This window comes from Streptomyces sp. x-80, from assembly GCF_046549095.1.
GTDB lineage: Bacteria > Actinomycetota > Actinomycetes > Streptomycetales > Streptomycetaceae > Streptomyces > Streptomyces celluloflavus.
Map to the genome: position 1 here is coordinate 537,647 of NZ_JAJPWM010000004.1, position 22,726 is coordinate 560,372.

Here is a 22,726-nt window from a genome sequence, read left to right on the forward strand (position 1 = left end):
ACCGGAACAGCCGATCGGACGTCCGGGGCTACTTTTCGGTCTTGCGGGGGGGTGACGATGGGGAAGCGGGGGTTGGGGAAGACGAGGTAACCCAGGACGGTGTCCACGGCCGCCTGGTCGTCGACCTGGATCGAGCCCGCTGCGACCTGCTCGTTGAAGTTCTGCGTGAAGCGGTGCCCGGCCAGGGCCAGGTCGTTGAGGGCCTGGCGGGTGAGGGTGACGTTCGCGACGGGCTTGCCGGCCAGGGCATCCGGGCCCTCGACGTAGATCAGGACGCCGTTGCGCAGGGTGGTGGTGCATTCCTGGCGGGGGTCGTCGAGGACCCAGCGCAGGACGATGGGCGTGGTCTGCTCCTCCGCCGCCTTCGGGCCGTCGACGCTCTTCGCCATGGCCTGGAAGAACAGGTCCAGGGTCATGCTCCGCACGAGGTCAGGGGCCCCGTGATCGGCGGCCTTCTGGGGGCCGTCGATGACCTCCTGGGCGCCGGTGAGGTAGAAGTTGCGCCAAGTGCCGTTCTCAGCGCCGTAGCCGAGCTGGGTGAACGCCTGGGCCTGGAGCTGCTTGGCCTCGTCCAGGGTCTCCTTGGTGATGGTGAAGTCCGGGTCGCCGGAGGCGAAGATGGGGTGGTTGAGCAGTTCGGCGGCCCACCGGTACTGCGGCGGATTGGCCGACAGCGCCTCCTGTGCCTTGCCGATGACGGCCTCCGGGCCGCCGATGGCGTTCACATACTGCACGCCCGCCTCGATGGGCGGCAGCGTCCACAGGTGGGCGGGGTTGCCGTCGAACCAGCCGATATAGCGCTGGTAGACGGCCTTGAGGTTGTGGCTGAGGGAACCGTAGTAGCCCTGGTCGTACCAGTGCTCAGCCAGCCCCTTGGGCAGGTGCTGGAGCTTCTCGGCGATCTCGATGCCGGTGTAGCCCGCGTCGATCAGCCGCAGCGCCTGATCGTTGAGGAAGGCGTACATGTCCCGCTGGTTCGACAGGAACTCGATGATGGAGTCCTGGCCCCAGCGCGGCCAGTGGTGCGAGGCGAACTCGACCTCGGTGTACTCGCCGAAGGTCTGGATGGCCTCGGTGAGGTACTTCGACCACGCGTGCGGGTCACGGACCTGGGCACCGCGCAGGCTGAGCAGGTTGTGCATGGTGTGGGTGGCGTTCTCCGCCATGCACAGAGTCTTCAGCTCGGGGAAGTAGAAGTTCATCTCCGCCGGCGCCTCGGTGCCGGGCGTGAGCTGGAAGACGATGGGCACGCCGTCGATGGTGTGGCCGTAGAGGCCGGGCCGCCACGGGATCCCGTAGTCCGAGGACCACTGCGCCTCCGGCGTGGCCTGGATCTCGGGTCCGCCGACGTAGTGGCGCGGCGGGATCAGCGTCACCTCGCCGGTGGAGATCGTCAGGCCCAGGCCCGCGCCGACCTGCCCGTACGGGCTCTTGTCGAGGTTGGCCGCGTACATGTACTCCGCCCGGCGCGCCATCGCCGGACCCGCGAGAACGTTCTCGCTGATCGCGTGCTCCAGGAACCCGATCGGGGCGTAGACCGGCAAGTCCGCCGGAACGTCGTCGCCCTTCTCCGCGAACAGGCCGCGGGAGCCGCCGAAGTGGTCGACATGGCTGTGGGTGTAGATGATCGCCCTGATGGGCCGCTGGTCCTCGGTGGTGTCCCGGTAGAGCTTGAGGGCGTACTGGGCCGTCTCGTAGGAGGCGAGCGGGTCGATGACGATCGGGCCGGTACGGCCGGTCACGATGGTCATGTTCGACAGGTCGTAGCCGCGCACTTGGTAGATCGCGCGGTTGCCGTCGGCCACGACCTGGAACAGACCGGCGATGGCCGTCAGTAACCCCTGTCGCCACAGGCTCGGGTTGACGGGGCTGGGGTGGGTGTCCGGTTCACTGTCCCGCAGGAAGTCGTAGTCCGCGAAGCTCCAGGCCACTTCTTCCTGGTTGCCCTTGGCCGGAATGTACGGCAGGTCGCGCGGCGGCACGGCCAGGAGGCCCCGGTTGGCGTCGGTGAAGTCGCCCGACGGCGGTATGGAAATGACCTGCCCATTGCGGTCCTGGATGAACTCCGAGGGCTCAATGGGCTGGTTGATGCCGGCCATGCGCTGGCTCCTTGAGAGGGTGCGGGAATCCGCGGGGAGGAGGGGTGCCTGGTACACGAGTGACACTCTGCTGATGCGCGAGCAACGCTAAGCAGCCCTACCGATCTCCACAAGGAACGGATCTGGCCACTCGCTGGTGCCTCTGCGGCAGAACCGAAAACGTTGCGGTCTCGGCGACAGCCACGCCGACGGACGACGGCGCTCCACGCCGCCCGTGGGTACGACCATGACACGTGCCGCAAGCGGGTCCGGGCAGTCGGGATCACTCCGGTCATCGCCCGCGGCGGCACCGAACACGGCTCGGGGCCGGGCGTCCACCGGTGGGTCGTGGAGCAGAGTTTCGCGCTGCTGCACCGGTTCCGCCGGTTACGGGTCCGCCGGGAGATCCGCGACGGCATCCGTGAGGCATTCCGCGCGCCGGCCTGCGTGATCATCTGCCGGCGTCGCCCGGTCAGCCTTCCAGGCCCTTCGTGGCTTGTACGACGCGCAGGGCCGGAGAGCATTCCCGGCGGGCGGCAGCGTCTACCGGTACATCAGGTCAGCTCGGGGTGACGGTGCCGCACGGGGCTGACCGTCTCAAGTGCGGCACCGAGGCGCAGGAGGGTCGTTTCGTCGTACCAGCGAGAGACAAGCTGGACGCCGATCGGCAGTTTCTCGCCGGTGGCCCCGAAGGGAAGCGACAGCGCGGGCAGGCCGGTGAGGTTGAACGGAACGGTCGCACGCATGATGCCGCGTGCCGGGACGGTGACGTCTCCGACATCGAACTTCGACCGGGCGTGTGGTGGGGCGGGGATGGGGCACACCGGGCACAGCAGCACGTCGTAGCGCTCGAAGTATCCGGCGAACAGGGAGCTGAGCGCCTCGACCTGCTGCTGCGCTGCGACATAGTCAGCCGCCGTCACCTCCGGCGCGCTGATCGTCCGCTGGATGACGCTGTGCAACTCGGACTCGCGGCCGGCTGCGGCCCGCCGGAAGTACGGCACGATTTCAGCGGTGAACAGCACTGCGCTCAGCGCGGTCCCGTCGAGGTTCGCCAATCCTCCCAGTGGAGCCGGCTCGACGGTACAGCCCAGCGTCCGCAACGCGTCGGCCGCTGCCATGAGGGTGGCTGTCACCTCACTGTCCACCGGGCCGAAGGCTGGCTCGGCCGCCCAGCCCACCCGCAACCCGGCCACGTCGCCCGGCTGGTCGACAGGTCTCGGCGAGTGCCGTACGTAGCCGTCAACGCCGTCGGGTCCGGCGAGCACCTTCAACGCAGTCATGATGTCCCGCACGCTGCGGGCCATCGGGCCGACGTGCCAGTAACGGCGGGGAACCTCGGGCCAGTGTCCAGTGATCGGTATCCGCCCCCGGGTCGCCTTCAGTGCGACGATGCCGGTGTCGTGGGCCGGCCCTCGCACCGAAATGGCAACGTCACTGCCCAGCCCGAGCGGCGACATCCCGGCGGCGATCGCGGCCGACTCTCCGCCGCTCGAACCGCCCGGAGTCCGCTCGCTGTCCCAGGGATTGCGGGACCTACCGGCGATCAAGTTGTCGGTCTCGGTCCAGTAGGAGAACTCGGGCAGGTTGGTCTTGGCCAGCGGAATCCCGCCGGCCGCCCGGAGCCGGGCCACCGCGGTCGAGTCCCGCACCGCGACACGGTCCCGGAACAACGACGAGCCGCGCGTCGTCACCATCCCCGCCACATCCAGCGCGTCCTTGACCGTGAACGGAACACCGTGCAGCGCACCCACGGTGACGCCCGCCGCCACCGCACGATCGGCGGCGCGCGCCGCGGCGAGCGCCTGCTCGGCGGCCACCGTCACGACGGCGTTGACCTTCGGGTTGACCGCCTCGACGCGGTCCACGTGCGCTTGCACCACCTCCACCGCGGAGACCTGCCGTTCGCGGATCAGTTCCGCCAGTTCGGTCGCGTCCCGGTAATAGATCTCGTTCTCGCCCACCGACACCCACCCCTCCGTCGCTCAGCGAGATCACGCTACGCGCAGAGCCTGCGGCAACCGTGTTCGAGCGCCCCGACCGGCACGGTCCACGAGATCGAGCGCCTCGTTCGTCCCTGCTACAGCTACGGCTACTCGCTCCTGGACGGCCATCTGCTCGGGTGGCTGCGTTGCGCACGCCTCGTCGCATACGCCTCGTCGCATACGTCGCGGCGGTCTCTATGGGCTCGGCGGGACGCGCGAAAAGTGCAGACCGGTCGCTCGATGCTCGCTTCTGACATCACCATTCATGATGACGACGTTGCTGCCGGCGATATACGCATGGTTCAGCGAACGCTTCAGCTTCCCGAATACGAAGGACTCGTCCTCCATATTCTGTGCCGCGCAGGTGTGGTGGGTGGTGAGTCGGGTGTCGTGGAAGAAGACATGGGAGCCGTTGAAGAAGACTTTGGCGGTGAAGTCGTTGCAGCCGAGCTTGCCGGTGACAGCGCCGTCGCGATGGAAGACGAAGGAGGTGTCCTTGGCGGACTTGAATTTATCGGAACTGTAGTAGGCGGTCCGCGCATTCAGTTGGAATTTCGTATCGAACGTCTTGGAGAGATCCGCATGCCTACCCACACACCTTTCGTGGAAATTCGGTTCCGCCGCCTGTGGTTGACGTCTCAGGCGGGTGGAGTGACCTGGGGTGGGTGAGTGATGTGTGATGTGGACGGGTTCCGCGTGACGTGGCCGCATTGCGTGTGACGAGCAAGCCATGAGGGCGGCCTGTCCCCGGCTGCCGGGTCTACCGCGGCCGGAGTGCCAGCCCGTTGACGGTTGTGGTGGGTGGGGTGCCTGCGGTGAGGAGGAGGGTGGTGATGCGGTCGGCCGGGCCCGGGGTGAAGTGCACGTGGGCGCCGGGTAGCGGGAGGACGGTGTGGCCTGCGGGGAGCGGGATGCCGGTGAGGTTGCTCAGCCAGGCGGCGGAGGCGCGGGGGTCGGGCGTCTCGATGACGAAGCCGGCCAGGTCGTGCGGGCCGCGGTGGACCCGGCCGGCGCTGAACTTCTCCAGGATGACCTGGCGGTCGGGGGTGTAGGTGATGAAGAACGGCGCCCACGGCGGGGCACCGGAGACCATCGCCTCCTGGAAGGACACCGGGGAGCCCGCGCGGGCGAAGGTCAGCAGCTCGACCTGGTGGCCGGCGCGGCGGAGGCGTTCGGTGGTGGCGGCCACGTCGGCGACGTGGATCGCGAAGTTCAGCGCACCGCCGTCCGCGGCGAGGAGTGCGTCGATGCGGGGCATCCAGTCCGCCATCGCCTCGGCGAACGGGGAACCCGCGAACTCGGCACGGTCGGTGAGGGTGAGGATCTCGATATAGCGGGCGTCCAGCCGCCAGGCGCCGTTCCGGAATCCGAGGTGCGGCGGGTTGGCGTGGGCGGGCAGTCCGGCCACGGTGTAGGCCGCCACGGCGGCCTCCACGTCGGGGACGCAGTGCAGGAGGTGGTCGAAGGAGGGGGACTCCGTCGAGAGGACGGACTCCGGCGGCGAGGGGCACTCCATGGTGGAACTTTCCTGTGTAGCGGTAGCGGTAGCGGTAGCGGTGGTGGTAGCGGTGGTGGTAGCGGTAGCCGTGAGTGGTAGTGGTGGTGTTGATGCGCGTGGCGGGGCGCGCGGGCCGGCCGCGCGCGGCCCAGCCCGGCGTACGGCATCCAGTCGGCGTACGGGACACCTGCCGACGTGCGGGGCCTTTCGGCGTACGGGACCCGTCGGCGTACGGGACCGCGGGCCCACAGCCCCTCGCTGTACCGCCGTACCGCCGTACCGCCGTACCGCCGTCTACGGCCGTACGGCGCGGAAGCGGAAGGAGCGGCCGGCCCGGCCGACCGATACGTCCTGGACGTCGAAGCCGGCCTTGCGGAGCCGCTCCGCCATGCTCTCCGGCGGCACGGTGACGCAGATGTCGCCGATGTGCAGCGTCCGGAAGCGGCGGCTGGTGAGGGAGTCGCAGCCCGCGAACTGCCCACCGGGGCGCAGTACGCGGAACGCCTCGGCGAGGAGGCGGTCCTGCGCCTCTGGCGTCGGCACATGGTGCAGCATCGTGAAGCAGACGACCGTGTCGAAGCCCTGGTCGGGCAGCGGCATCGCGGTGGCGTCGGCGTGGACGACCTCGACCGAGTCTCCGTAGGTGCGGTGCAGCCGCTGCGCGGAGTCCCGGTCGATCTCGACCACGCTCAGCCGCGGCGCCCGGCGCACCAGCACCCGCGTGGTCGCGCCGAAGCCGGGACCGATCTCCAGAACGTCGGTCCCGAACTCGACCCCGTCGAGAGCCCATGGCAGCAGCTGCTGCTCCACCATGGCGGACCACTTGGCGGAGTTGCAGATCCATCGGTGCAAGAGGTTCATCGGCATAAGACGATGCTAGGAAGGACAACCTCATGTCCACCACGCGATAGAGGGACAACTCATGTCGTCAGACGGACAGCCCCGGGGACAGCAGGGCGGAGGGCGGCAGGGCGGGGGACGGGCCGGGGGCGGGCGGCCGGCGGCGAAGGCGTTCGCCGCGGTCGGGGTCGGCGAGTCGGCCGTGGTCGTCGGGAGCTTCGCGATGGGCGACGGGCAGTGGTACTCCTGGCATCGGCACGATCACCACCAACTGGCCTGGGCCGAACGGGGAGTTCTGGCCGTACGGACCGCGGGGAACACCTGGGTGCTGCCGCCGTCGATGGCCCTGTGGATCCCGGCCGGCACGGAGCACACCACGGGGGCCGTGACCCCGTCCCTCTCCCGGAGCCTGTACTACCTTCCGGAGCGCTGTCCGGTCGGCTGGTCGGTCCCCACGGTCGTCGGCGTCTCGCCGCTGCTGCGCGAGCTGATCTCGTACCTGGCGGACGGCAGCCTGGGCGCGGCGGCCCGCGAACGGGCGGAGGCCGTGGTGCTGGATCAGTTGCGCCCGGTGTCCGTCGCCACCGTGCTGGCCCCCATGCCGCGGGACCCCCGGGCGCGGCGGGTCGCGGCGGCGCTACGGGCCGATCCGGCGGACGGGCGGACGCTGGCGGAGTGGGGGGCGCGGGTGGGGGCGAGCGGCCGGACGCTGGCCCGCGCGTTCCTCGCGGACACCGGGATGCCGTACGGGCGGTGGCGCACCCGGCTCCGGCTCCAGGCCGCGATGCCGCTGCTGGCGGGCGGTGCGACGGTCGCGGCAGTGGCTGCCCGGGTGGGCTACGCCTCCCCGAGCGCCTTCGTCGCCGCCTTCCGGCGCGCGGTCGGAGTACCGCCCGGAACGTACTTCGCCCCGTTGGAGAAGCAGCAGGGGAAGGGGTAGCGGGGGGGAAGGAGTAGCGGGGGGAAAGAGTAGCGGGAGGGGAGCGAAGGGGGAGGCGGGGGGGGAGATCCCGTAGCCCTCGCCCCAGGCCCCGCTCCCCGTCCCGCATGGCCGGATGCCGGGTGTCCCGCCCGGCCCCGTGTCCCGCCCGGCCCGGTGTCTCACATGGACGGGTGTCTCACATGGACGGATGTCTCAGCCGGGCCCGGTCGGCGGCGGCCGTGCCCTGGTGCCAGCCGTCCGCGTCGTGGATGCCGCGCAGCCGGACCGGGGCGGTGTCCGGGAAGAGGGCGCCGGTGGTTTCCTCGACGGCCAGTTCGCGGGCGGCCAGCACCGGCAACAGATCGGGGGCCGTGGCGGCGGCCTCGGCGGTGGCGGCGGCCGTCGCGGTCTCGGTGGCGGCTGCGAGGCGGTCGCGGATGCGGTCGGCGTACGCGACGAGGAAGGTCTGGCGGAAGTCCCGGGTGCGGCGGGAGCGGCCGCGGGCGTGGTGGTCGTCGCCCGCGCGGTTCATCGCGGTGGTGGCCTGGAGCAGCAGCGAGGTGTAGAGCAACTCGGCCGCCTCCAGGTCGGGTGCGAAGCCGACGACGGTCGAGAAGCCGACGTCCGCCGCCCAGACGGCCTGGCAGCGGTTCGCGGCCGCGACGGCGTCGAGGAGCAGCGCCTTGGCCTGTTCGTACGGTCCCTCGATGCCGATGCGGACCGCCGTCGGGCCGCCGGCCGCGCCGCCCGGTGAGCCGTCCGCGCCGGCCAGGAGGGCTTCGTCGATGCTGTGGCGGGCCATCAGCTCCTGCGCCTTGGCGGACAGCGCCTCCGCCTCCTGGGCGAAGTCGGTCGCCTCGGCCTTGGCCAGCAGGCCGCGGATACGTCCCAGGGCGCGGGCCGCCCCCGCACCGCCGGACGGCCGGGCGGGCGCCGGGGCGGCGGCCGGGAGCGGGGTGATGCGCGGCAGCCTGGCGAGGGTGCGCAGCGCCGCCAGCACGGCGTACGCGGTCTCGAAGCGGGACGTGCGGCGGCGCCGGGCCAGCGCGTCGAGATAGCCGCCGTCCGACTCCCACCAGACCTCGGCGCCGAGCCCGCGCAGCTGGTCGGCCCAGCGGGTGTCGCGCGCGGACCGGGCCGCCGGCGGGCGGGCCGCCTCGGCGGCGATGGCATCGACGGTCAGCGCGACGACCGTCGGGTCGGCCGCCTCGCGCCGTACGATCCGCGCCAGGTCGGCGGGGTGCCAGCCGCCCGCCCAGCACTGCCGGACGGCCTCCGTGGCGGCCGCGACGACGGCCGCGGAGACTGCCTTCCAGCCCGCCGGGGCCGCGGCCAGCCGGGACGCGCCCGCCTCGATGGCGTCCTCGGCCGGTGTGCCGTCCGGTGCGTAGCGGACGGCGCCGAGCACGTTGGCGATCAGTTCGTCCAGTTCATGCGGTTCATGTGCGTCATGCGGTTCATGTGCGTCATGCGGTTCGTCGGCGGCCGATGGCGGGCGTCCGCCCCGTCCGCGCCGACTGTTTCTTCCGTGCTCGCTCACCCGTTCACTGTACGGAGGGCCGCCGCGGGGCCGCGCCCGGAGGCCCCGGCTACGCCCTGCGGCGCACTCCGGTCGTCCGGGCGCACGTCCGGTGATCCGGCCGTCCGCCCAGTGGCTCGCGCCGCCGCTGCCGGGCCGTCCGCGGCGACCGCGTCGGCGTGGCCGCGAACGCCACCGCCGGGCCGTGCCCGCTCAGAGCCGTACCCCACCTGTGCTCAGATCCCCACCTGTGCTCAGATCCGCACCTGATAGACGCCCAGGCCGCTCTCGGCGCGGTAGCCGAGCGCCGCGTTGACCGCCAGCATCGGCGCGTTCTCGTCCGCGACCGTGGTCATGATCTCCCGGACGCCCGGCCGCTGCGCGCGCAGATACGCCAGCATCCGCAGCTTGACCGCCCGGCCCAGGCCGCGGCCGCGGTGCGCGGGGATGACGACGGTGTCGGACTGCACGGCCCGTACGGAATCCGGTGTGGGCAGCACGAGTTCGGTGTACCCGGCGACCGCGCCGTCCGCCTCGGCGATCGCCGCCACGGTCAGCATCACCCCGCCACGGTCGAGGATGACGCGGGCCACGGCACGTACCCGCTCTGCGTCCCAGGGGTCGTGCTGCTCGTCCAGACCGCCGGTCGGGGCGTCCTGCATGGCGTCGTGGGCGCGGGCGTGCGCGGCGGCGTGTTCGTCGGGAACGAGCCCGCTCCAGGCGGCGAAGCGATAACCCTCGGGCAGGAGGCCCGATTCCCCCGGCTCCCCCGGCTCCCCGTGCTCCCCCGATTCCCCCGGCTCCCCCGAACCCTCCGAGCCCTTCGGCTCGCCCGGCTCCCCCGTCATGCCCACCGCACCCTTCACGTTCTGCACGTCCTGCACATAGGCCACCAACGGCAGCGCGCACTCCGCGCCGCACCCGGCGGCGAACCGTTCACCCGCGCCGCCCTGCTGGACGAGGGCGCTGAGCGATGTACGGCCCTCCGCGGCGAGCAGGGCGCGCACCTGGGACCAGAGGGCACTGCCGACCCCGCGGCCGCGCCGCCCGGGGTGGACGGTCAGGGTGTCGAGGAAGGCGGTCGCCGCGTTCTCCTCGGTGTCGAAGAGGCGGACCAGGGCTATCCCGGCGTAGCCGGGGGCGGTCCCGGCGACGGCCTGGGGATCCGGCAGCGCGAAGGCGACCGAGCGGCTGCGCAGCGCGGGGACGTACAGCCGGCCGGCCACGGCGTCCCGCTCGGGGGCGGGCATGCTCGGCCGGTCGTGGCGGTGCGCGGCGGCCAGGACGTCGCACCATGCGCCGACGTCGATCTCCGTCACGGACAGCGGGCCCACATGTCCGTACCGGCCCGCCCTGGCCGGTTCCTTTCCGGGCAGTCCAGGAAGTTTTCCCATTCGCGCACCGTACGCAGCACCGACGCCCGGCGCGCCGCAAATTCGGCACCACCGGGCGTCGGTCACCTCGGGTCACTACGGGTCGCGGTGGGTCACCGCGCGGCCGGGACGGGGCGGGTCACTTCACGGCGCTGCCGGCGACCCACTCGGACCAGTTCATGTTCCAGCCGTTGAGGCCGTTGTCCGGCTTGATGGTCTTGTCCGGGGAGTTGATCATCTGGACGACGTCGCCGAGCTGCGAGTTGGCGAAGAACCACGCGCCGTCCGTACCGGGGTCACCGGCGCCCTTGGCGTCCGCCAGGCCGATGCAGCCATGGCTGGTGTTGGAGTTGCCGAAGATGCCCTTGCCCCAGTAGTTGCCGTGGATGAAGGTGCCGGAGTTCGACAGGCGCATGGCGTGCGGCACATCGGGGATGTCGTACTCGCCGCCGAAGCCGACCGTCGAACCGTTCATCCTGGTCTGCTGGTACTTCTCGGAGATGACCATCTTGCCGTTGTAGGTCGGGTGCTCCGCGCTGCCGGCCGAGATCGGGATGGTCTTGATCGTCTTGCCGTCGCGGACCACGGTCATCTGGTGCGTCCTGGCGTCGACGGTGCTGATCTGCGAGTGGCCGACGGTGAAGGTGACGGTCTTGTGCTGCACGCCCTGGACACCGGGCGACGCCTGGACGCCGTCGAGGCCGAGCTCCATGGTGACCTTGGAGTTCGCCTTCCAGTACTCCTCGGGGCGGAAGTCCAGCCGCTGGTCGCCGAACCAGTGGCCGACGACCTTCTGGTTGCTGCTCGACGCGACCTTGATCGCGGACTCGACGGCCTTCTTGTCCTTCACCGGCTTGTCGAAGTTGACCGACACCGGCATGCCGACGCCGACGGTCGAACCGTCCTCCGGCGTGAAGGTGCCTATGAAGCTGTGCGCCGGGGAGACGGTGGTGAAGGTGGCGTTCTCCACCGCCTCGCGGCCCTGGCCGTCCGTCGCGCGGGCGCTGACCGTGTACTTCGTCGAGCGGTCCAGGGCCTTCTTGGGCTGCCAGGAGGTGCCGTCGGCGGAGAGCGTGCCCTCGACGGCCTTCTTGGACTCGACGGCCGTCATGGTGACCTCGGTGAGCTTGCCACCGCTGACGGTCACCTTGGCGTCGCTGTTGATGCCCGCGTCGGCGGTGCCGTCCTTGGGCGTGATCTTTATCTTGGCGTCGGACGTGGCCTTCGCCGCCGCCGCGTCGACCTGCTTGGTCTTTGCCTGCGCGGCCTCGCTGCTGCCGCCGCCGCACGCCGAGAGCGTGAGTACGCCCCCGAGCAGCGCGGCGGTGGCTATCAGCCCGTTGCGGCGCTTGCTGTCCCTCATCACGCTCTTCTCCATCACTACCGATCCCCGAGGTCGCCGGGTCCACGACCGAACGCAGACGTTCCGGACCGACGCCTTATCAACGTCTGTTCCATTTCGTCCGTTCCACACCTGTACAGAGTGTGGGGAAGGACACTTATCGGGCGCTCACCCGCATCACCGGACATGCACATGCAATCGCCCCCCGTACGGCGGGACAGCCGCGCGGGGGGCATGGGGGTGGAGAGGGAGGGGCGTGCGGGGCGTGGGGGTGTGCTGCGGGTGCCGGTGCGGTCAGCGCGTACGGTGCGGGCCGACCGCGCCCGCGCCCGCCGCGTCCCCGGCACCGCCCGCGTCCCCGGCGTCCGCCGCCTCGTCCGCGTCCGGCGCCTCGTCCGCGAGGCCCCACTCCGCGGCGTCCCACTCGGCGTCCGGGTCGTAGTCGGTCATCTCCTCGCTGCTCCAGGAAGCCTGCGCGAGTTCGGTGCCCGGCACGGCGGTGACAAAACGGACCGGGTCCAGCAGGTGGGCCAGCGCCTCCGCCGGGTCCTCCCGGACCGTCACCCGCGACTGCTCGCGTTCCTCGTCGGCCAGGGTCGGGTCGCTGTCGAGATGGTCGAGGGCGGCGCCGGTCAGCCGGCCGATGTCGGTGATCTCCACGACCAGATCGATGTGAAGCCGCACAAAACGTGATGTCTCACCATTGCTCATGGCACGGAGCGTAGGCATGTACGGTCCCGACTTCCGCGCGACCCGCGGCGGTCACTAACATCTGCGGTCAACGGCCAAATCGCCGAACCCACAAGGGAGATCGCTCTGTGACCGCACGACGACCATTGCTGACCGCCGCTGCCGCGGGATCGGTGCTGCTCGCCCTGTGGTTCGTACCGTCCGCGAACGCGAACGTGGACACCCCCGAAACGGCCGTTTCCGGGCCCCGCGCGAGCGCGGCGGCGGAGCAGGGCCGGGCGACCACCGCCCTGGAGCGCTCCGCCACCGGGTCCGCCGAGACGCGGTCCGCCCCCGCGGGACCGGCCGCCGAGGCGACGGGCGACGGCACCGCGGACACCCGGGAACAGCTCCTCGCCGACACCGGCAGCCCGGACACCACGCCCTATGTGGTCGGCGGCGCCGTCTGTCTCGCCGTCGGCGCCGGCCTGGTCGGCTACTCGGTCCGCCGTACCCGCGACGGCTGCGCCTGAGACAGCGGCACCCGAGCCCGCCGGCGTACGGATACGGGCCGGGCGCAGCGCACCCGGCCCGTGTCCGACGCTCCGTCAGGCCGGCTCCCCCCGACGGCGGGCTGGCCGTCAGGCCAGGTGCCCGGTGACGGACTCCGCCGCCTCGACGAGCTTCCCGTCCCGTACGAACGCGTACGCGGCCTCCAGGTCCGGCGCCAGGAAGCGGTCCTCGCCGGGGCCCTGGATGCCCGCGGCGCGCACCGCGGTCAGTACCGCGCGGGTGGCGGGCGCCGGTGTCAGAGCGTCGCGCAGCTCCACCGCGCGGGTCGCAGCGTAGAGCTCGACGGCCAGGACGCGGGTCAGGTTGTCGACCGCGGTACGCAGCTTGCGCGCCGCCGACCAGCCCATGGAGACATGGTCCTCCTGCATCGCGGAGGACGGGATGGAGTCCACCGACGCGGGCGCGGCCAGCCGCTTCAGCTCGCTGACCAGCGCGGCCTGGGTGTACTGGGCGATCATCAGGCCCGAGTCGACGCCCGGGTCGCCGGCCAGGAAGGCGGGCAGGCCGTGCGAGCGGTTCTTGTCCAGGAGGCGGTCCGTACGGCGCTCCGCGATGGAGCCGAGGTCGGCCGCGGCGACGGCGAGGAAGTCCAGGACGTAGGCGACCGGCGCGCCGTGGAAGTTGCCATTGGACTCGACCCGGCCGTCCGGCAGCACCACCGGGTTGTCGACGGCGGCGGCCAGTTCGCGGTCGGCGACCAGGCGGGCGTGGTCGAGGGTGTCCCGGCCGGCGCCCGCGACCTGGGGGGCGCAGCGGATGGAGTAGGCGTCCTGTACGCGCGGCGCGTCGTCCTGGTGGTGGCCGGTGAAGCCGGAACCGGCCAGCACCTTCAGCATGTTGGCGGCCGCGGTGGCCTGGCCGGGGTGCGGGCGGATGGCGTGCAGCTCGGGCGCGAGGACCTTGTCGGTGCCGAGCAGCGCCTCCAGGGAGAGGGCCGCGGTGATGTCCGCCGAGGTGAACAGCCGGGCGAGGTCGGCGCAGGCCATCACGAGCATGCCGAGCATGCCGTCGGTGCCGTTGAGGAGGGCCAGCCCCTCCTTCTCGCGCAGTTCGACGGGGGCGATGCCGTGCGCGGCGAGGAGTTCACCGGCGGGCCGTACGACGCCGTCGGGGCCCTCCGCGTCCCCCTCGCCGAGCAGGGTCAGGGCGCAGTGCGAGAGCGGGGCGAGATCGCCGGAGCAGCCCAGCGAACCGTATTCGTGCACGACCGGGGTGATACCGGCGTTCAGCAGCGCGGCCATCGTCTCGACGACGAGCGGGCGTACGCCGGTGCGCCCCGATGCCAGGGTCTTCAGGCGCAGGAACATCAGGGCGCGGACGACCTCGCGCTCGACCCGCGGCCCCATACCGGCGGCGTGCGAGCGCACGATGTTGCGCTGCAACTGCGCACGGAGTTCGGGGCTGATGTGGCGTACGGCCAGCGCCCCGAAGCCCGTCGAGACGCCGTAGACGGGGTCCGGCTTGGCGGCGAGGTCGTCGATGAAGGCGCGGGAGGCGGCGACGGCCGCGAGGGCCTCCGGGGACAGCTCGATCCGGGCCGCGCCGCGGGCCACCGCGATGACGTCCTGTGCGGTCGTGCCGGACGTCCCCAGCACCACAGTGTGCATATCCATATTCAGGACCCTAGAGACTGAATCGTCAGATGTCACCACCGGATTTCGGGATCACCCCTTACCCGGGCTGTGACCTGCGCGGGCGGGTCCGCCCACCCGGTCCGCCACCGCCTCACCTCCGGAACTTCCGGCGCTCCGTCGCGGGCTGCCGCTCCGGCGCGTCCGCGAGCCGTACGACCGGGTCCTCGGGGCCGCCCTCCCGGCCGGCGACGACCGGCTGCCCGGCCCGCGCCGCCTTGGCCCGGTACTGCGCGGCGTCCGCGAGCCGGAAGAGCCGGCGGGCGGTGTACACCGGGCCGATCGGGTCGCCGGTCGAGGCGACGCCCACCGCGACCCCCTCGCCGAGGTCCAACTCCGCGGCCCGGTCGCACAGTTCACCGGCCACCTTGACCACCTCGTCGGCCGACGGGCCGACCGCGAGCAGACAGAACTCGTCGCCGCCGAGCCGGGCGGCGAGGGTGCCGGGCAGTATCGCGCCGCACAGCGAGAGCACCGAGCCGAATCGTTCCAGCAGCCGGTCACCGACCGCATGGCCGCGCGAGTCGTTGACCCGCTTCAGCCCGTTGAGGTCGCACACCACCAGGCTGACCACCGCACCGTCCCGGCAATGCAGCTCCAGCGCCTCGTCCAGCCGCATGTCCACGGCGCGGCGGTTGGCGAGTCCGGTCAGCGCGTCGGTGAAGGCGAGCCGGCGGGCCTCCGCGAGCCGCTCGGTCTGCGCGATCCCGGCGGCCGTCACGGCGGCGAGCACGGTCGCGAAATCCGCGTCCGCCCGGCCGAAGACCGGCTCCCCGGCGCGGCGCGCGACATACAGCTCACCCCACGCCCGGCCGTGCAGCACGATCGGCGCGACCACACAGCAGCCACGGCCCCGGCGGCGCAGCGCGGCCACCCGCCGGTGGTTGCCGGGGCCGTCCGCGCGCTCCCCGTCGGCGGTCTCCACCCAGGCGTCGGGCCCGCCGCCGCCCGCCCACCGCTCGTGCAGAAAGCCGACGATCTCCGGGAACTCGTGCACCGGGTACGACTCGTCGTCCGGGAACTCCCGCTCCCCTTCGGCGAGTTCGCCGACATTGACCAGCACCCGCAGCTTCCCTAGCTCGCGCTCCCATTTCGAGATCGCCGCGAAGGAACCCCCCAGCGCCTGCCGCACCCCCTGCGCCGCGGCATGCGCCGACTCCCGCGGGGTGTGCGCGGCCGCCATCGCCTGCGCCAGCTCCACCACGGCCCGCAGTTTCGCGTCGCCCGCACCCGCACCCTCGTCCGTCACCGGACCCTCACATTCCGTCACCGTGAGCACATCCTGCTACTACAGCGTAGGAATGTTTAACCCCATTCGCCCCTTTCCGCGCGCCTTCGACACCAGGCGTCTTCGCCGGGGCGTCTTCCTCGGGATGTCTTCCCTGCGGCGGCCGGCCATGGGGCGGTTACTTGATCCTTTTGAGCTCGGTGCGGTCGATCCGTGGGGCGGTTGCTCCGGGGGGTGCCGGTGCCTTCGCGCGGTCGCTTCCCGGGGTGTCCGGAGTGGTCGCTCCCCGGCGCGGCCCCCGCTCCGCGCGGGTGCTCCTTCGCCGTCCCGGCGCGGTCACTCCTTCGCCGTGCGCGGCCCGGGGCGCCGGCCATCGGGCGCCCCGGCCGGAACCGCCGTCCGGGTCACTCCCCCGGCCAGTCCGGGTCCCGCTTCTCGTTGAAGGCCGCCACGCCCTCGGCCCGGTCCCCGGAGAAGGCCACACTGCGCCAGGCGCCGTCCTCCAGCTCCAGGCCGGCCCGGAGATCCAGGCCGTGGCCGAGCCGCATGGCGCGCTTGGCCGCGCGCAGCCCGACGGGTGAGTTACGGGCGATCCGGGCGGCCAGCGCCAGCGCCGCCGTGCGGTCCTCCCCGTCCGCCACCAGCTCGTCGACCAGGCCCAGCCGCGCGGCCTCGTCCGCCGGCACCCGGCGCGCGGTGAAGACCAGCTCGGCCGCCCTGGCCGCGCCCACCCGGCGCGGCAGCAGCTGCGTCCCGCCGCCGCCGGGGATGACGCCCACCGACACCTCCGGCAGCCCGACCACCGCCGTACCGTCCGCCACGATCAGATCGCAGGCCAGCGCCAGCTCGAAGCCGCCGCCGAGCGCGAAGCCGTGCACCGCCGCGATGGTGGGCATCGGCAGCTCCAGGACGCCCGTGTAGGCGGCGCGGGTGCGCGGGCGCTGCCGCCGCAGGTCCGCGTCCGAGAAGGAGTTGCGCTCCTTGAGGTCGGCGCCGACGCAGAACGCGCGTGGGTGGGTGGAGCTGACGACCACCGCCCGTACGGAGCCGTCGGCGGCCAGCGTGGCGCACGCCTGCGCCAGACCGTCGGCCATCGCCGTCGACACCGCGTTCATGGACTTCGGGCGGTCCATGACGAGTTCCGCCACGAAGCCGTGCCGGTCCACGCCGACCCATTCACCGAACCGTTCCATACAGCCCTCCCGGTTGACGACCGTCGCCCCTTGCGTTGCCCGGGATCATGCCAGGTGGCCCGCGCGGTGCGGCAGGTGGCCCACGCGGCGCGGTGCGGGGGCCGGACGGGCCGGTGGCACCGGGCCGCGTGGGCCCGGGGTGCCGGGCGCCGCGTGGGCCGAGGGGTCAGCCGCGGCGGCTCAGCAGCCACGGTTCGACGACGCCGAGACCGCGCACCGGGCGCTGCCACATCGGCTGCAACGCGAACCGGTAGGAGGGCGGCGGCGTTCCGTCGGCCCCCTCCTTCGCCGCCTTCTCCGCCGCCGCGGCGTCCGCCTCGGAGACCGGCGCGTCTCCGGTACGGCCCAGTTCCTCCGCGAACGCCTCGTCCACCAGCACCGTGTCCTTCGGCGCTATCGACGTGAGGCGGCTGGCGAGATTGACGGTGGTGCCGAAGACATCGCCCATCCGGGTCGTGACCGTCCCGAAGGCGATGCCGACGCGCAGCTCCGGCATCGTCTCGTCGTGCGTCATCGTCTCGATCAGGCGCAGTCCGATCTCGGCGGCGGTGCCGGCGTCGTCGGCGGAGAAGAGGACCTCGTCGCCGAGCGTCTTGATGAGCCGGCCGCCGTGCGCGGCCACCAGGTCGGCGGCCGTGGTCTCGAACGCCTCGACCAGCTCGCCCAGTTCCTCTTCCTCCAGACGGCGGGTCAGCCGGGTGAAGCCCACCAGGTCGGCGAAGCCGACGGCGAGCCGGCGGTCGATCATCTCCGCGTCGTCCTGGGCCTGGACGACCCGGCCGGTGGCCGCGGCGAGCTGCCGCCGCCAGACGTAGACCAGGAACTCCTCCAGCTCGGGGAGGAGCAGCTCGACGAGCGGGTACGTGATCTCGGTGCGCGTCAGACCGGTGTCCTGAGGCTCGGTCAGGCCCTCCAGGAAGGAGTCGATCTGCCAGTCGGCGAGGCGGGCGGTGGTCTGGCCGGTGGAGCGGGCGACCTGGACGGCCATCGCCTCGCTCAGCAGGCCCGCCTCGACCAGGCCGGCGAGGCGGCGCAGGGCCAGCACATCGGCCTCGGTGAGCGCCTTGACCTGGCCGATGTCGGCGAAGCCCATGGCGCGCCAGAAGCGGGCGGCCAGGTCCATGGAGACGCCGGCGCTGCGGGCGGCCTGGAAGGGGGTGTAGCGGCGGTCGGCGCCCAGGATGAGCTGTTCCAGGCGGATGGCGATGGTGTCGTCGTCGGGGTTGTCCGTGGTGGCGGAGGCGTCGTTGGCCGCGGCGTGGGTGCCCGTGCCGCCGCTCTTGGCGTGGTCGCCGCCGGTGTCGCCCGCGGCGGTGTCCGTGGTGTCCGTATCGCGTGGGGCGGCGCCCGAGTCGTCGGTGGTCACCGCCCGCTCCCTGTCCGATCCCTGCGCACTGCCCTTCCGATCACTGCTCGCCCGTCGTCCGCTCCCCGGCGGACGCCCCAACGATACGGCAGGTGTGCTCTGGCTCACTCTCCTGTGCCGCCGCCGTCCCTCGTCGGGTCGGTTGGTTACGCCTGGTAAGAGGGGTGGGGAGCGGCTCGCGTTGCGTGGGACGGCGCCTCTGGGCGCGCGGGCGGGGCCGGAGGGACGCACCGGCGCCGCCCCTCCGGCCGCTCCGTCCGCCGGTTCAGTCCACCGGGCGGAGATGGACGATATCGCCGGCCGCGACCGGCTGCTGGACGCCGTCGGGGGTCGCCAGGATGAGGCGGCCGTCGCCGTCCAGCGCCACGGCCTCGCCGACGATCCGGGTGTCGCCGGGGAGTTCGGCGCGCACGGTGCGGCCCAGGGTGGCGCAGCCTGCCGCGTACGCCTCCTGGAGACCGCTGGCCGCCGGGTCGCCGTCGGCCGTCTGCCACCGGGTGTACCAGTGCTCCAGGGAGCGCAGGACGGCGCGCAGGAGTGTGTCGCGGTCGGTGGTGTGGGCGCCGGCCAGGGCCAGCGAGCCCGCGGTGGGTACGGGCAGTTCGGCGGTGTCCAGGGTGACGTTGAGGCCGATGCCGAGGACGACGCCGTCGCCGGCGCGTTCGGCGAGGATGCCGCCGGCCTTGCGTTCGGCGCCGTCCACCGTGACGAGGAGGTCGTTGGGCCACTTGAGGGCGGTGTCGACGCCGGCGGTGCGGGTCAGGGCGGTGGCGGTGGCGACACCGGCCAGCAGGGGCAGCCAGCCCCAACGGGTCAGCGGGACCCGGGGGGCGAGATAGACGGAGCAGAACAGGCCCGAGCGGGGCGGCGCCGACCAGCGGCGGTCCAGGCGGCCGCGGGCCGCCGACTGGGCCTCGGCGACCAGTACCGTGCCCTCGGCCAGGCCCTCGGCGGCCCGTGCGGCGAGGTCGGTGTTGGTGGAGCCGGTCGAGGTGACGACGTCGAGTCCGGTCCACAGGCTGCCGGGGCGCAGCAGGGCGCGGCGGAGCGCCTGGGTGTTGAGGGGCGGGCGGGCCAGGTCGGACCAGCGGGAGTCCCGGCCGTCGGCGGATGCGCCGTCGCGGTCGTCTTTGTCCCGGTTTTCCGGTGGTGGGGGCGTCATGGGGCCAGCGTAGGTGTGGTCAACGACGCACTGCCGCGGAGCAGTCCCGCCGATACGCTACGAGGCGGTAGCCAACCCCACGCACCACTCTCCGTACGAGCCCCAGTCCAGGACGAGCAGGAGCCGCATCCCGATGTCCGAACCGGAAGCACACCTCCACACCACCGCGGACAAACTGGCAGATCTGCGGCGGCGGACCGACGAAGCCACGCATGCCGGTTCCGCCCGCGCCGTGGAAAAGCAGCACGCGAAGGGCAAGTTGACGGCGCGGGAGCGCATCGGACTGCTGCTCGACGAGGGCTCCTTCGTCGAGTTGGACGAGTTCGCGCGACACCGTTCCACGAGCTTCGGGATCGAGCGGAACCGCCCGTACGGCGATGGTGTCGTGACCGGTTACGGCACGGTCGACGGGCGTCCGGTGTGTGTCTATTCGCAGGACTTCACGGTCTTCGGCGGGTCGCTGGGCGAGGTCTACGGCGAGAAGATCGTCAAGGTGATGGACTTCGCGCTGAAGAACGGCTGTCCGGTCGTCGGGATCAACGACGGGGGCGGGGCGCGCATCCAGGAGGGGGTGGCCGCGCTCGGGCTGTTCGCGGAGATTTTCCGGCGGAATGTGCACGCGTCGGGGGTGGTACCGCAGATCTCGTTGATCGTGGGGCCCTGCGCGGGCGGCGCGGTGTACTCGCCGGCGATCACGGACTTCACGGTGATGGTCGACCAGACCTCGCACATGTTCATCACGGGCCCGGATGTGATCAAGACCGTCACGGGCGAGGACGTGGGCTTCGAGGAGCTGGGCGGGGCCCGGACGCACAACACCACGTCGGGCGTGGCGCACCACATGGCGGGGGACGAGAAGGACGCCATCGAGTTCGTCAAGGCGCTGCTGTCGTATCTGCCGTCCAACAACCTGTCCGAGGCGCCGGCCTTCCCGGAGGAGGCCGATCTGACGGTCTCGGACACCGACCGCGAGCTGGACACGCTGATCCCGGACTCGGCGAACCAGCCCTACGACATGCACTCCGTCGTCGAGCACGTCCTGGACGACAACGAGTTCCTGGAGACCCAGGCGCTCTTCGCGCCGAACATCCTGACCGGCTTCGGGCGCATCGAGGGCCATCCGGTGGGCATCGTCGCCAACCAGCCGATGCAGTGCGCGGGCTGTCTGGACATCAACGCGAGCGAGAAGGCCGCGCGGTTCGTGCGCACCTGCGACGCGTACAACATCCCGGTGCTGACGTTCGTGGACGTGCCCGGCTTCCTGCCCGGTACGGACCAGGAGTGGGACGGCATCATCCGGCGCGGCGCCAAGCTGATCTACGCGTACGCCGAGGCGACGGTGCCGCTGATCACGGTCATCACCCGCAAGGCGTTCGGCGGCGCGTACGACGTCATGGGCTCCAAGCACCTGGGCGCGGACCTCAACCTGGCCTGGCCGACCGCGCAGATCGCGGTGATGGGCGCGCAGGGCGCGGTGAACATCCTGCACCGCCGCACGCTCGCCGCGATCGAGGACCCGGCGGCACAGGACCGCAGGCGCCAGGAGCTGATCCAGGAATACGAGGACGCCCTGCTCAATCCGTATGTGGCGGCCGAGCGCGGCTACGTCGACGCGGTGATCATGCCGTCCGAGACCCGCCGGCACATCGTCCGCGGGCTGCGCACCCTGCGCAACAAGCGGGAGGCGCTGCCGCCGAAGAAGCACGGCAACATCCCGCTCTGAGCCCGCGTCCGGCTGCGGTCCGGCGACAACCGTTCAAGGAGGCGTTCCCGATGATCAAGGTCGTACGGGGCAATCCGACCCCTGAGGAGCTGGCCGCCGCTCTCGCGGTGGTCCGGGCCCGCACGTCGGCGGCGGCGGCCGCGGCCGTCGTGCCGGGACCGGACCCCGGCGACGAGTGGTCCGATCCGGCGGCCAGGATTCCGGCGCGCCGGGTGCCGCACCCGGGCCCGCGGGCCTGGCGTACGAGCTACTGGCCGCGCTGAGGACCGGGGCGGAGCGCGGGGGCGCGGACTGGTCGGTGCATAGTGCACCGACTAGTCCTTCGCGCCCTCCCGTCTGAGTACGCGTACTCAGGCGCCGCCGCGGGAGACCGGCGCAGGATCGATGGCATGTTGTGGTCCGATCCGCCCGATGAACCCCCCGAGGAGCTGCGTGACGCGCAGATCAAGCTCCGCCGGCTGGGGATCGTGGTGGCGGTGGCCGCGGTGCTGCTGATGGTCCTGCTCGTCTGGTAGTGGCCCGGTGTTCCGGCAGAAGCGGCCGGGCGTGTCGGCAGAAACGGCCGGGCGTGTCGGTGGGAGTGGCCGGGTGTTCCCGCCGGGCGGGAGGCAACCCTCACATTCCGCCACCGCAACCATGGGCCGCCGAAACTCATCTTTCTCTCTCGAAAGAATGCAAATCCGGCCATGTGTCCTCGCTGACCGCATGTCCGCGTCGGGAGTAGGAGAGCGATGAACCGGCCGCTGAGGCGTATTGCCGTTTTCTGCGGGGTGCTGGTGCTCGCCCTGCTGGTGCGCGTGACCTGGGTCCAGTTCGTCCAGAGCGATTCCCTCGCGAACGACACGAACAACCGCCGGGTCAAGATCGAGGCGTTCTCCTATCCGCGCGGCAACATCATCGTCGGCGGCAGTCCGATCACCGGCTCCGCGGAGACCAAGGGCGACTACAAGTACAAGCGGACGTTCAAGGACGGTCCGATGTACGCCCCCATCACCGGCTATGCCTCGCAGAACCAGGGCACCAACTTCCTTGAGGGCGTCTACGACAAGGTCCTCAACGGCAAGGACGACCGGCTGTTCTTCAACCGGGCCCAGGACATCCTCACCGGTGAGAAGCCGCGCGGCGGCGATGTGATCACCACCATCGACGAGAAGGCGCAGAAGGCCGCCTACAAGGGGCTGACCAGCCTCAAGGGCGCCAAGGGCGCGGTGGTCGCCATCGACCCGCGCAGCGGCAAGATCCTCGCGATGGCCAGCTCGCCCTCGTACGACCCGTCCATCTTCGCCGGCAACACGAACGCGGAGAGCGACAAGTTCGTGGCGCTGGACAAGGACAAGAGCAAGCCGATGAGCAACCGCGCGCTGCGCGAGACGTATGCCCCCGGCTCGACCTTCAAGATCCTGACGGCGGCGGCGGCCCTGGAGAGCGGTGCGGTGAGCGACATCAACGCCTCCTCCGGCGCGCCCGCCCCGTACACCCTCCCGCAGACCCGTACCGAGGTCGGCAACGACATCCCGTCCGCGCCCTGCGACAAGGCGTCGCTGAAGACCGGTATGCAGTGGTCCTGCAACAACGTCTTCCTGGACGCCGCGCACAAGATCGGCACGGACAAGATGCGCGAGAC

General features: G+C 71.7%; 19 protein-coding genes and 1 pseudogene. 6 read left to right on the forward strand and 14 right to left on the reverse strand.

Going from position 1 to position 22,726, the window contains the following annotated elements:
- Window positions 1-59: 59 nt before the first annotated feature.
- From ACLJWH_RS10470 to ACLJWH_RS10490, 5 genes and pseudogenes are all read right to left on the reverse strand, one after another.
- Window positions 60-2,099, reverse strand: a pseudogene (locus ACLJWH_RS10470) (alkyl/aryl-sulfatase); the annotation flags it as partial.
- Between the two features lie 533 nt (window positions 2,100-2,632).
- Window positions 2,633-4,048 carry an amidase gene (locus ACLJWH_RS10475; protein ID WP_411141321.1) on the reverse strand — a complete coding sequence of 472 codons (1,416 nt, stop codon included), beginning with the start codon at window positions 4,046-4,048 and terminating at the stop codon, window positions 2,633-2,635.
- Window positions 4,049-4,258: 210 nt separating this feature from the next.
- Window positions 4,259-4,657, reverse strand: coding sequence for an META domain-containing protein (locus ACLJWH_RS10480; protein ID WP_411141322.1), 399 nt, complete (start codon window positions 4,655-4,657; stop codon window positions 4,259-4,261).
- 166 nt (window positions 4,658-4,823) lie between these two features.
- Complete coding sequence (locus tag ACLJWH_RS10485; protein ID WP_411141323.1) at window positions 4,824-5,579, reverse strand: VOC family protein; 756 nt, start codon at window positions 5,577-5,579, stop codon at window positions 4,824-4,826.
- Window positions 5,580-5,855: 276 nt separating this feature from the next.
- A complete protein-coding gene (locus ACLJWH_RS10490) occupies window positions 5,856-6,428 on the reverse strand; it encodes a class I SAM-dependent methyltransferase (RefSeq protein ID WP_411141324.1) in 573 nt (190 codons plus the stop codon).
- A gap of 55 nt (window positions 6,429-6,483) precedes the next feature.
- Here ACLJWH_RS10490 and ACLJWH_RS10495 point away from each other — a divergent pair, with 55 nt between their 5' ends.
- Window positions 6,484-7,341: an AraC family transcriptional regulator gene (locus ACLJWH_RS10495; RefSeq protein ID WP_411141325.1), complete on the forward strand. Its 858-nt coding sequence runs from the start codon at window positions 6,484-6,486 to the stop codon at window positions 7,339-7,341.
- Window positions 7,342-7,519: 178 nt separating this feature from the next.
- Here ACLJWH_RS10495 and ACLJWH_RS10500 read toward each other — a convergent pair whose 3' ends face one another.
- The 4 genes from ACLJWH_RS10500 to ACLJWH_RS10515 form a co-directional block, all read right to left on the reverse strand.
- Window positions 7,520-8,731, reverse strand: coding sequence for a DUF2786 domain-containing protein (locus ACLJWH_RS10500; protein ID WP_411141375.1), 1,212 nt, complete (start codon window positions 8,729-8,731; stop codon window positions 7,520-7,522).
- Window positions 8,732-9,096: 365 nt separating this feature from the next.
- Window positions 9,097-10,236 (reverse strand): GNAT family N-acetyltransferase, encoded by a 1,140-nt coding sequence (locus ACLJWH_RS10505; protein WP_411141326.1) that lies wholly within the window; start codon window positions 10,234-10,236, stop codon window positions 9,097-9,099.
- A gap of 118 nt (window positions 10,237-10,354) precedes the next feature.
- Entirely contained in the window at window positions 10,355-11,578 is a 1,224-nt protein-coding gene (locus ACLJWH_RS10510; RefSeq protein WP_411141327.1) for a L,D-transpeptidase, read from the reverse strand.
- Window positions 11,579-11,851: 273 nt separating this feature from the next.
- Entirely contained in the window at window positions 11,852-12,268 is a 417-nt protein-coding gene (locus tag ACLJWH_RS10515) for a hypothetical protein (protein WP_411141328.1), read from the reverse strand.
- A gap of 107 nt (window positions 12,269-12,375) precedes the next feature.
- Between ACLJWH_RS10515 and ACLJWH_RS10520 the strand changes: the two genes are divergently transcribed.
- A complete protein-coding gene (locus ACLJWH_RS10520; RefSeq protein WP_411141329.1) occupies window positions 12,376-12,759 on the forward strand; it encodes an LAETG motif-containing sortase-dependent surface protein in 384 nt (127 codons plus the stop codon).
- A gap of 108 nt (window positions 12,760-12,867) precedes the next feature.
- Here ACLJWH_RS10520 and hutH read toward each other — a convergent pair whose 3' ends face one another.
- The 5 genes from hutH to ACLJWH_RS10545 all read right to left on the reverse strand — a co-directional run bounded on the left by hutH (window position 12,868) and on the right by ACLJWH_RS10545 (window position 19,379).
- Window positions 12,868-14,412 carry a histidine ammonia-lyase gene (hutH, locus tag ACLJWH_RS10525; protein WP_411141330.1) on the reverse strand — a complete coding sequence of 515 codons (1,545 nt, stop codon included), beginning with the start codon at window positions 14,410-14,412 and terminating at the stop codon, window positions 12,868-12,870.
- Window positions 14,413-14,524: 112 nt separating this feature from the next.
- Window positions 14,525-15,613, reverse strand: a complete 1,089-nt coding sequence (locus ACLJWH_RS10530; protein WP_411141376.1) for a diguanylate cyclase domain-containing protein — start codon at window positions 15,611-15,613, stop codon at window positions 14,525-14,527.
- Window positions 15,614-16,062: 449 nt separating this feature from the next.
- On the reverse strand, window positions 16,063-16,851 hold the full coding sequence (locus ACLJWH_RS10535) for an enoyl-CoA hydratase/isomerase family protein (RefSeq protein ID WP_411141331.1): 789 nt from the start codon (window positions 16,849-16,851) through the stop codon (window positions 16,063-16,065).
- A gap of 166 nt (window positions 16,852-17,017) precedes the next feature.
- The gene (locus tag ACLJWH_RS10540; RefSeq protein ID WP_411141332.1) at window positions 17,018-18,217 is read right to left on the reverse strand and encodes an adenylate/guanylate cyclase domain-containing protein; all 1,200 of its coding nucleotides are present in this window, start codon (window positions 18,215-18,217) and stop codon (window positions 17,018-17,020) included.
- Between the two features lie 265 nt (window positions 18,218-18,482).
- A complete protein-coding gene (locus tag ACLJWH_RS10545; protein ID WP_411141333.1) occupies window positions 18,483-19,379 on the reverse strand; it encodes a biotin--[acetyl-CoA-carboxylase] ligase in 897 nt (298 codons plus the stop codon).
- A gap of 133 nt (window positions 19,380-19,512) precedes the next feature.
- Between ACLJWH_RS10545 and ACLJWH_RS10550 the strand changes: the two genes are divergently transcribed.
- The 4 genes from ACLJWH_RS10550 to ACLJWH_RS10565 all read left to right on the forward strand — a co-directional run.
- Entirely contained in the window at window positions 19,513-21,102 is a 1,590-nt protein-coding gene (locus tag ACLJWH_RS10550) for an acyl-CoA carboxylase subunit beta (RefSeq protein WP_411141334.1), read from the forward strand.
- A 50-nt stretch (window positions 21,103-21,152) separates the two neighbouring features.
- Window positions 21,153-21,365 carry an acyl-CoA carboxylase epsilon subunit gene (locus tag ACLJWH_RS10555; protein WP_411141335.1) on the forward strand — a complete coding sequence of 71 codons (213 nt, stop codon included), beginning with the start codon at window positions 21,153-21,155 and terminating at the stop codon, window positions 21,363-21,365.
- Window positions 21,366-21,491: 126 nt separating this feature from the next.
- Complete coding sequence (gene mmpB, locus ACLJWH_RS10560) at window positions 21,492-21,617, forward strand: morphogenic membrane protein MmpB (protein WP_411141336.1); 126 nt, start codon at window positions 21,492-21,494, stop codon at window positions 21,615-21,617.
- Between the two features lie 216 nt (window positions 21,618-21,833).
- Window positions 21,834-22,726: penicillin-binding transpeptidase domain-containing protein (locus ACLJWH_RS10565; protein WP_411141337.1), on the forward strand; the 893-nt coding region annotated here is incomplete at its 3' end.

Bases quoted from the DNA above. Each gene is read 5' to 3' on its own strand.
- ACLJWH_RS10550 (WP_411141334.1), top strand. From the start codon at position 19,513: ATGTCCGAACCGGAAGCACACCTCCACACCACCGCGGACAAACTGGCA.
- ACLJWH_RS10510 (WP_411141327.1), bottom strand. From the start codon at position 11,578: ATGAGGGACAGCAAGCGCCGCAACGGGCTGATAGCCACCGCCGCGCTG.
- ACLJWH_RS10495 (WP_411141325.1), top strand. From the start codon at position 6,484: ATGTCGTCAGACGGACAGCCCCGGGGACAGCAGGGCGGAGGGCGGCAG.
- hutH (WP_411141330.1), bottom strand. From the start codon at position 14,412: ATGGATATGCACACTGTGGTGCTGGGGACGTCCGGCACGACCGCACAG.
- ACLJWH_RS10535 (WP_411141331.1), bottom strand. From the start codon at position 16,851: ATGGAACGGTTCGGTGAATGGGTCGGCGTGGACCGGCACGGCTTCGTG.
- ACLJWH_RS10530 (WP_411141376.1), bottom strand. From the start codon at position 15,613: ATGGCGGCCGCGCACACCCCGCGGGAGTCGGCGCATGCCGCGGCGCAG.
- ACLJWH_RS10490 (WP_411141324.1), bottom strand. From the start codon at position 6,428: ATGCCGATGAACCTCTTGCACCGATGGATCTGCAACTCCGCCAAGTGG.
- ACLJWH_RS10485 (WP_411141323.1), bottom strand. From the start codon at position 5,579: ATGGAGTGCCCCTCGCCGCCGGAGTCCGTCCTCTCGACGGAGTCCCCC.
- ACLJWH_RS10515 (WP_411141328.1), bottom strand. From the start codon at position 12,268: ATGAGCAATGGTGAGACATCACGTTTTGTGCGGCTTCACATCGATCTG.
- ACLJWH_RS10505 (WP_411141326.1), bottom strand. From the start codon at position 10,236: ATGGGAAAACTTCCTGGACTGCCCGGAAAGGAACCGGCCAGGGCGGGC.
- ACLJWH_RS10555 (WP_411141335.1), top strand. From the start codon at position 21,153: ATGATCAAGGTCGTACGGGGCAATCCGACCCCTGAGGAGCTGGCCGCC.
- ACLJWH_RS10545 (WP_411141333.1), bottom strand. From the start codon at position 19,379: ATGACGCCCCCACCACCGGAAAACCGGGACAAAGACGACCGCGACGGC.
- mmpB (WP_411141336.1), top strand. From the start codon at position 21,492: ATGTTGTGGTCCGATCCGCCCGATGAACCCCCCGAGGAGCTGCGTGAC.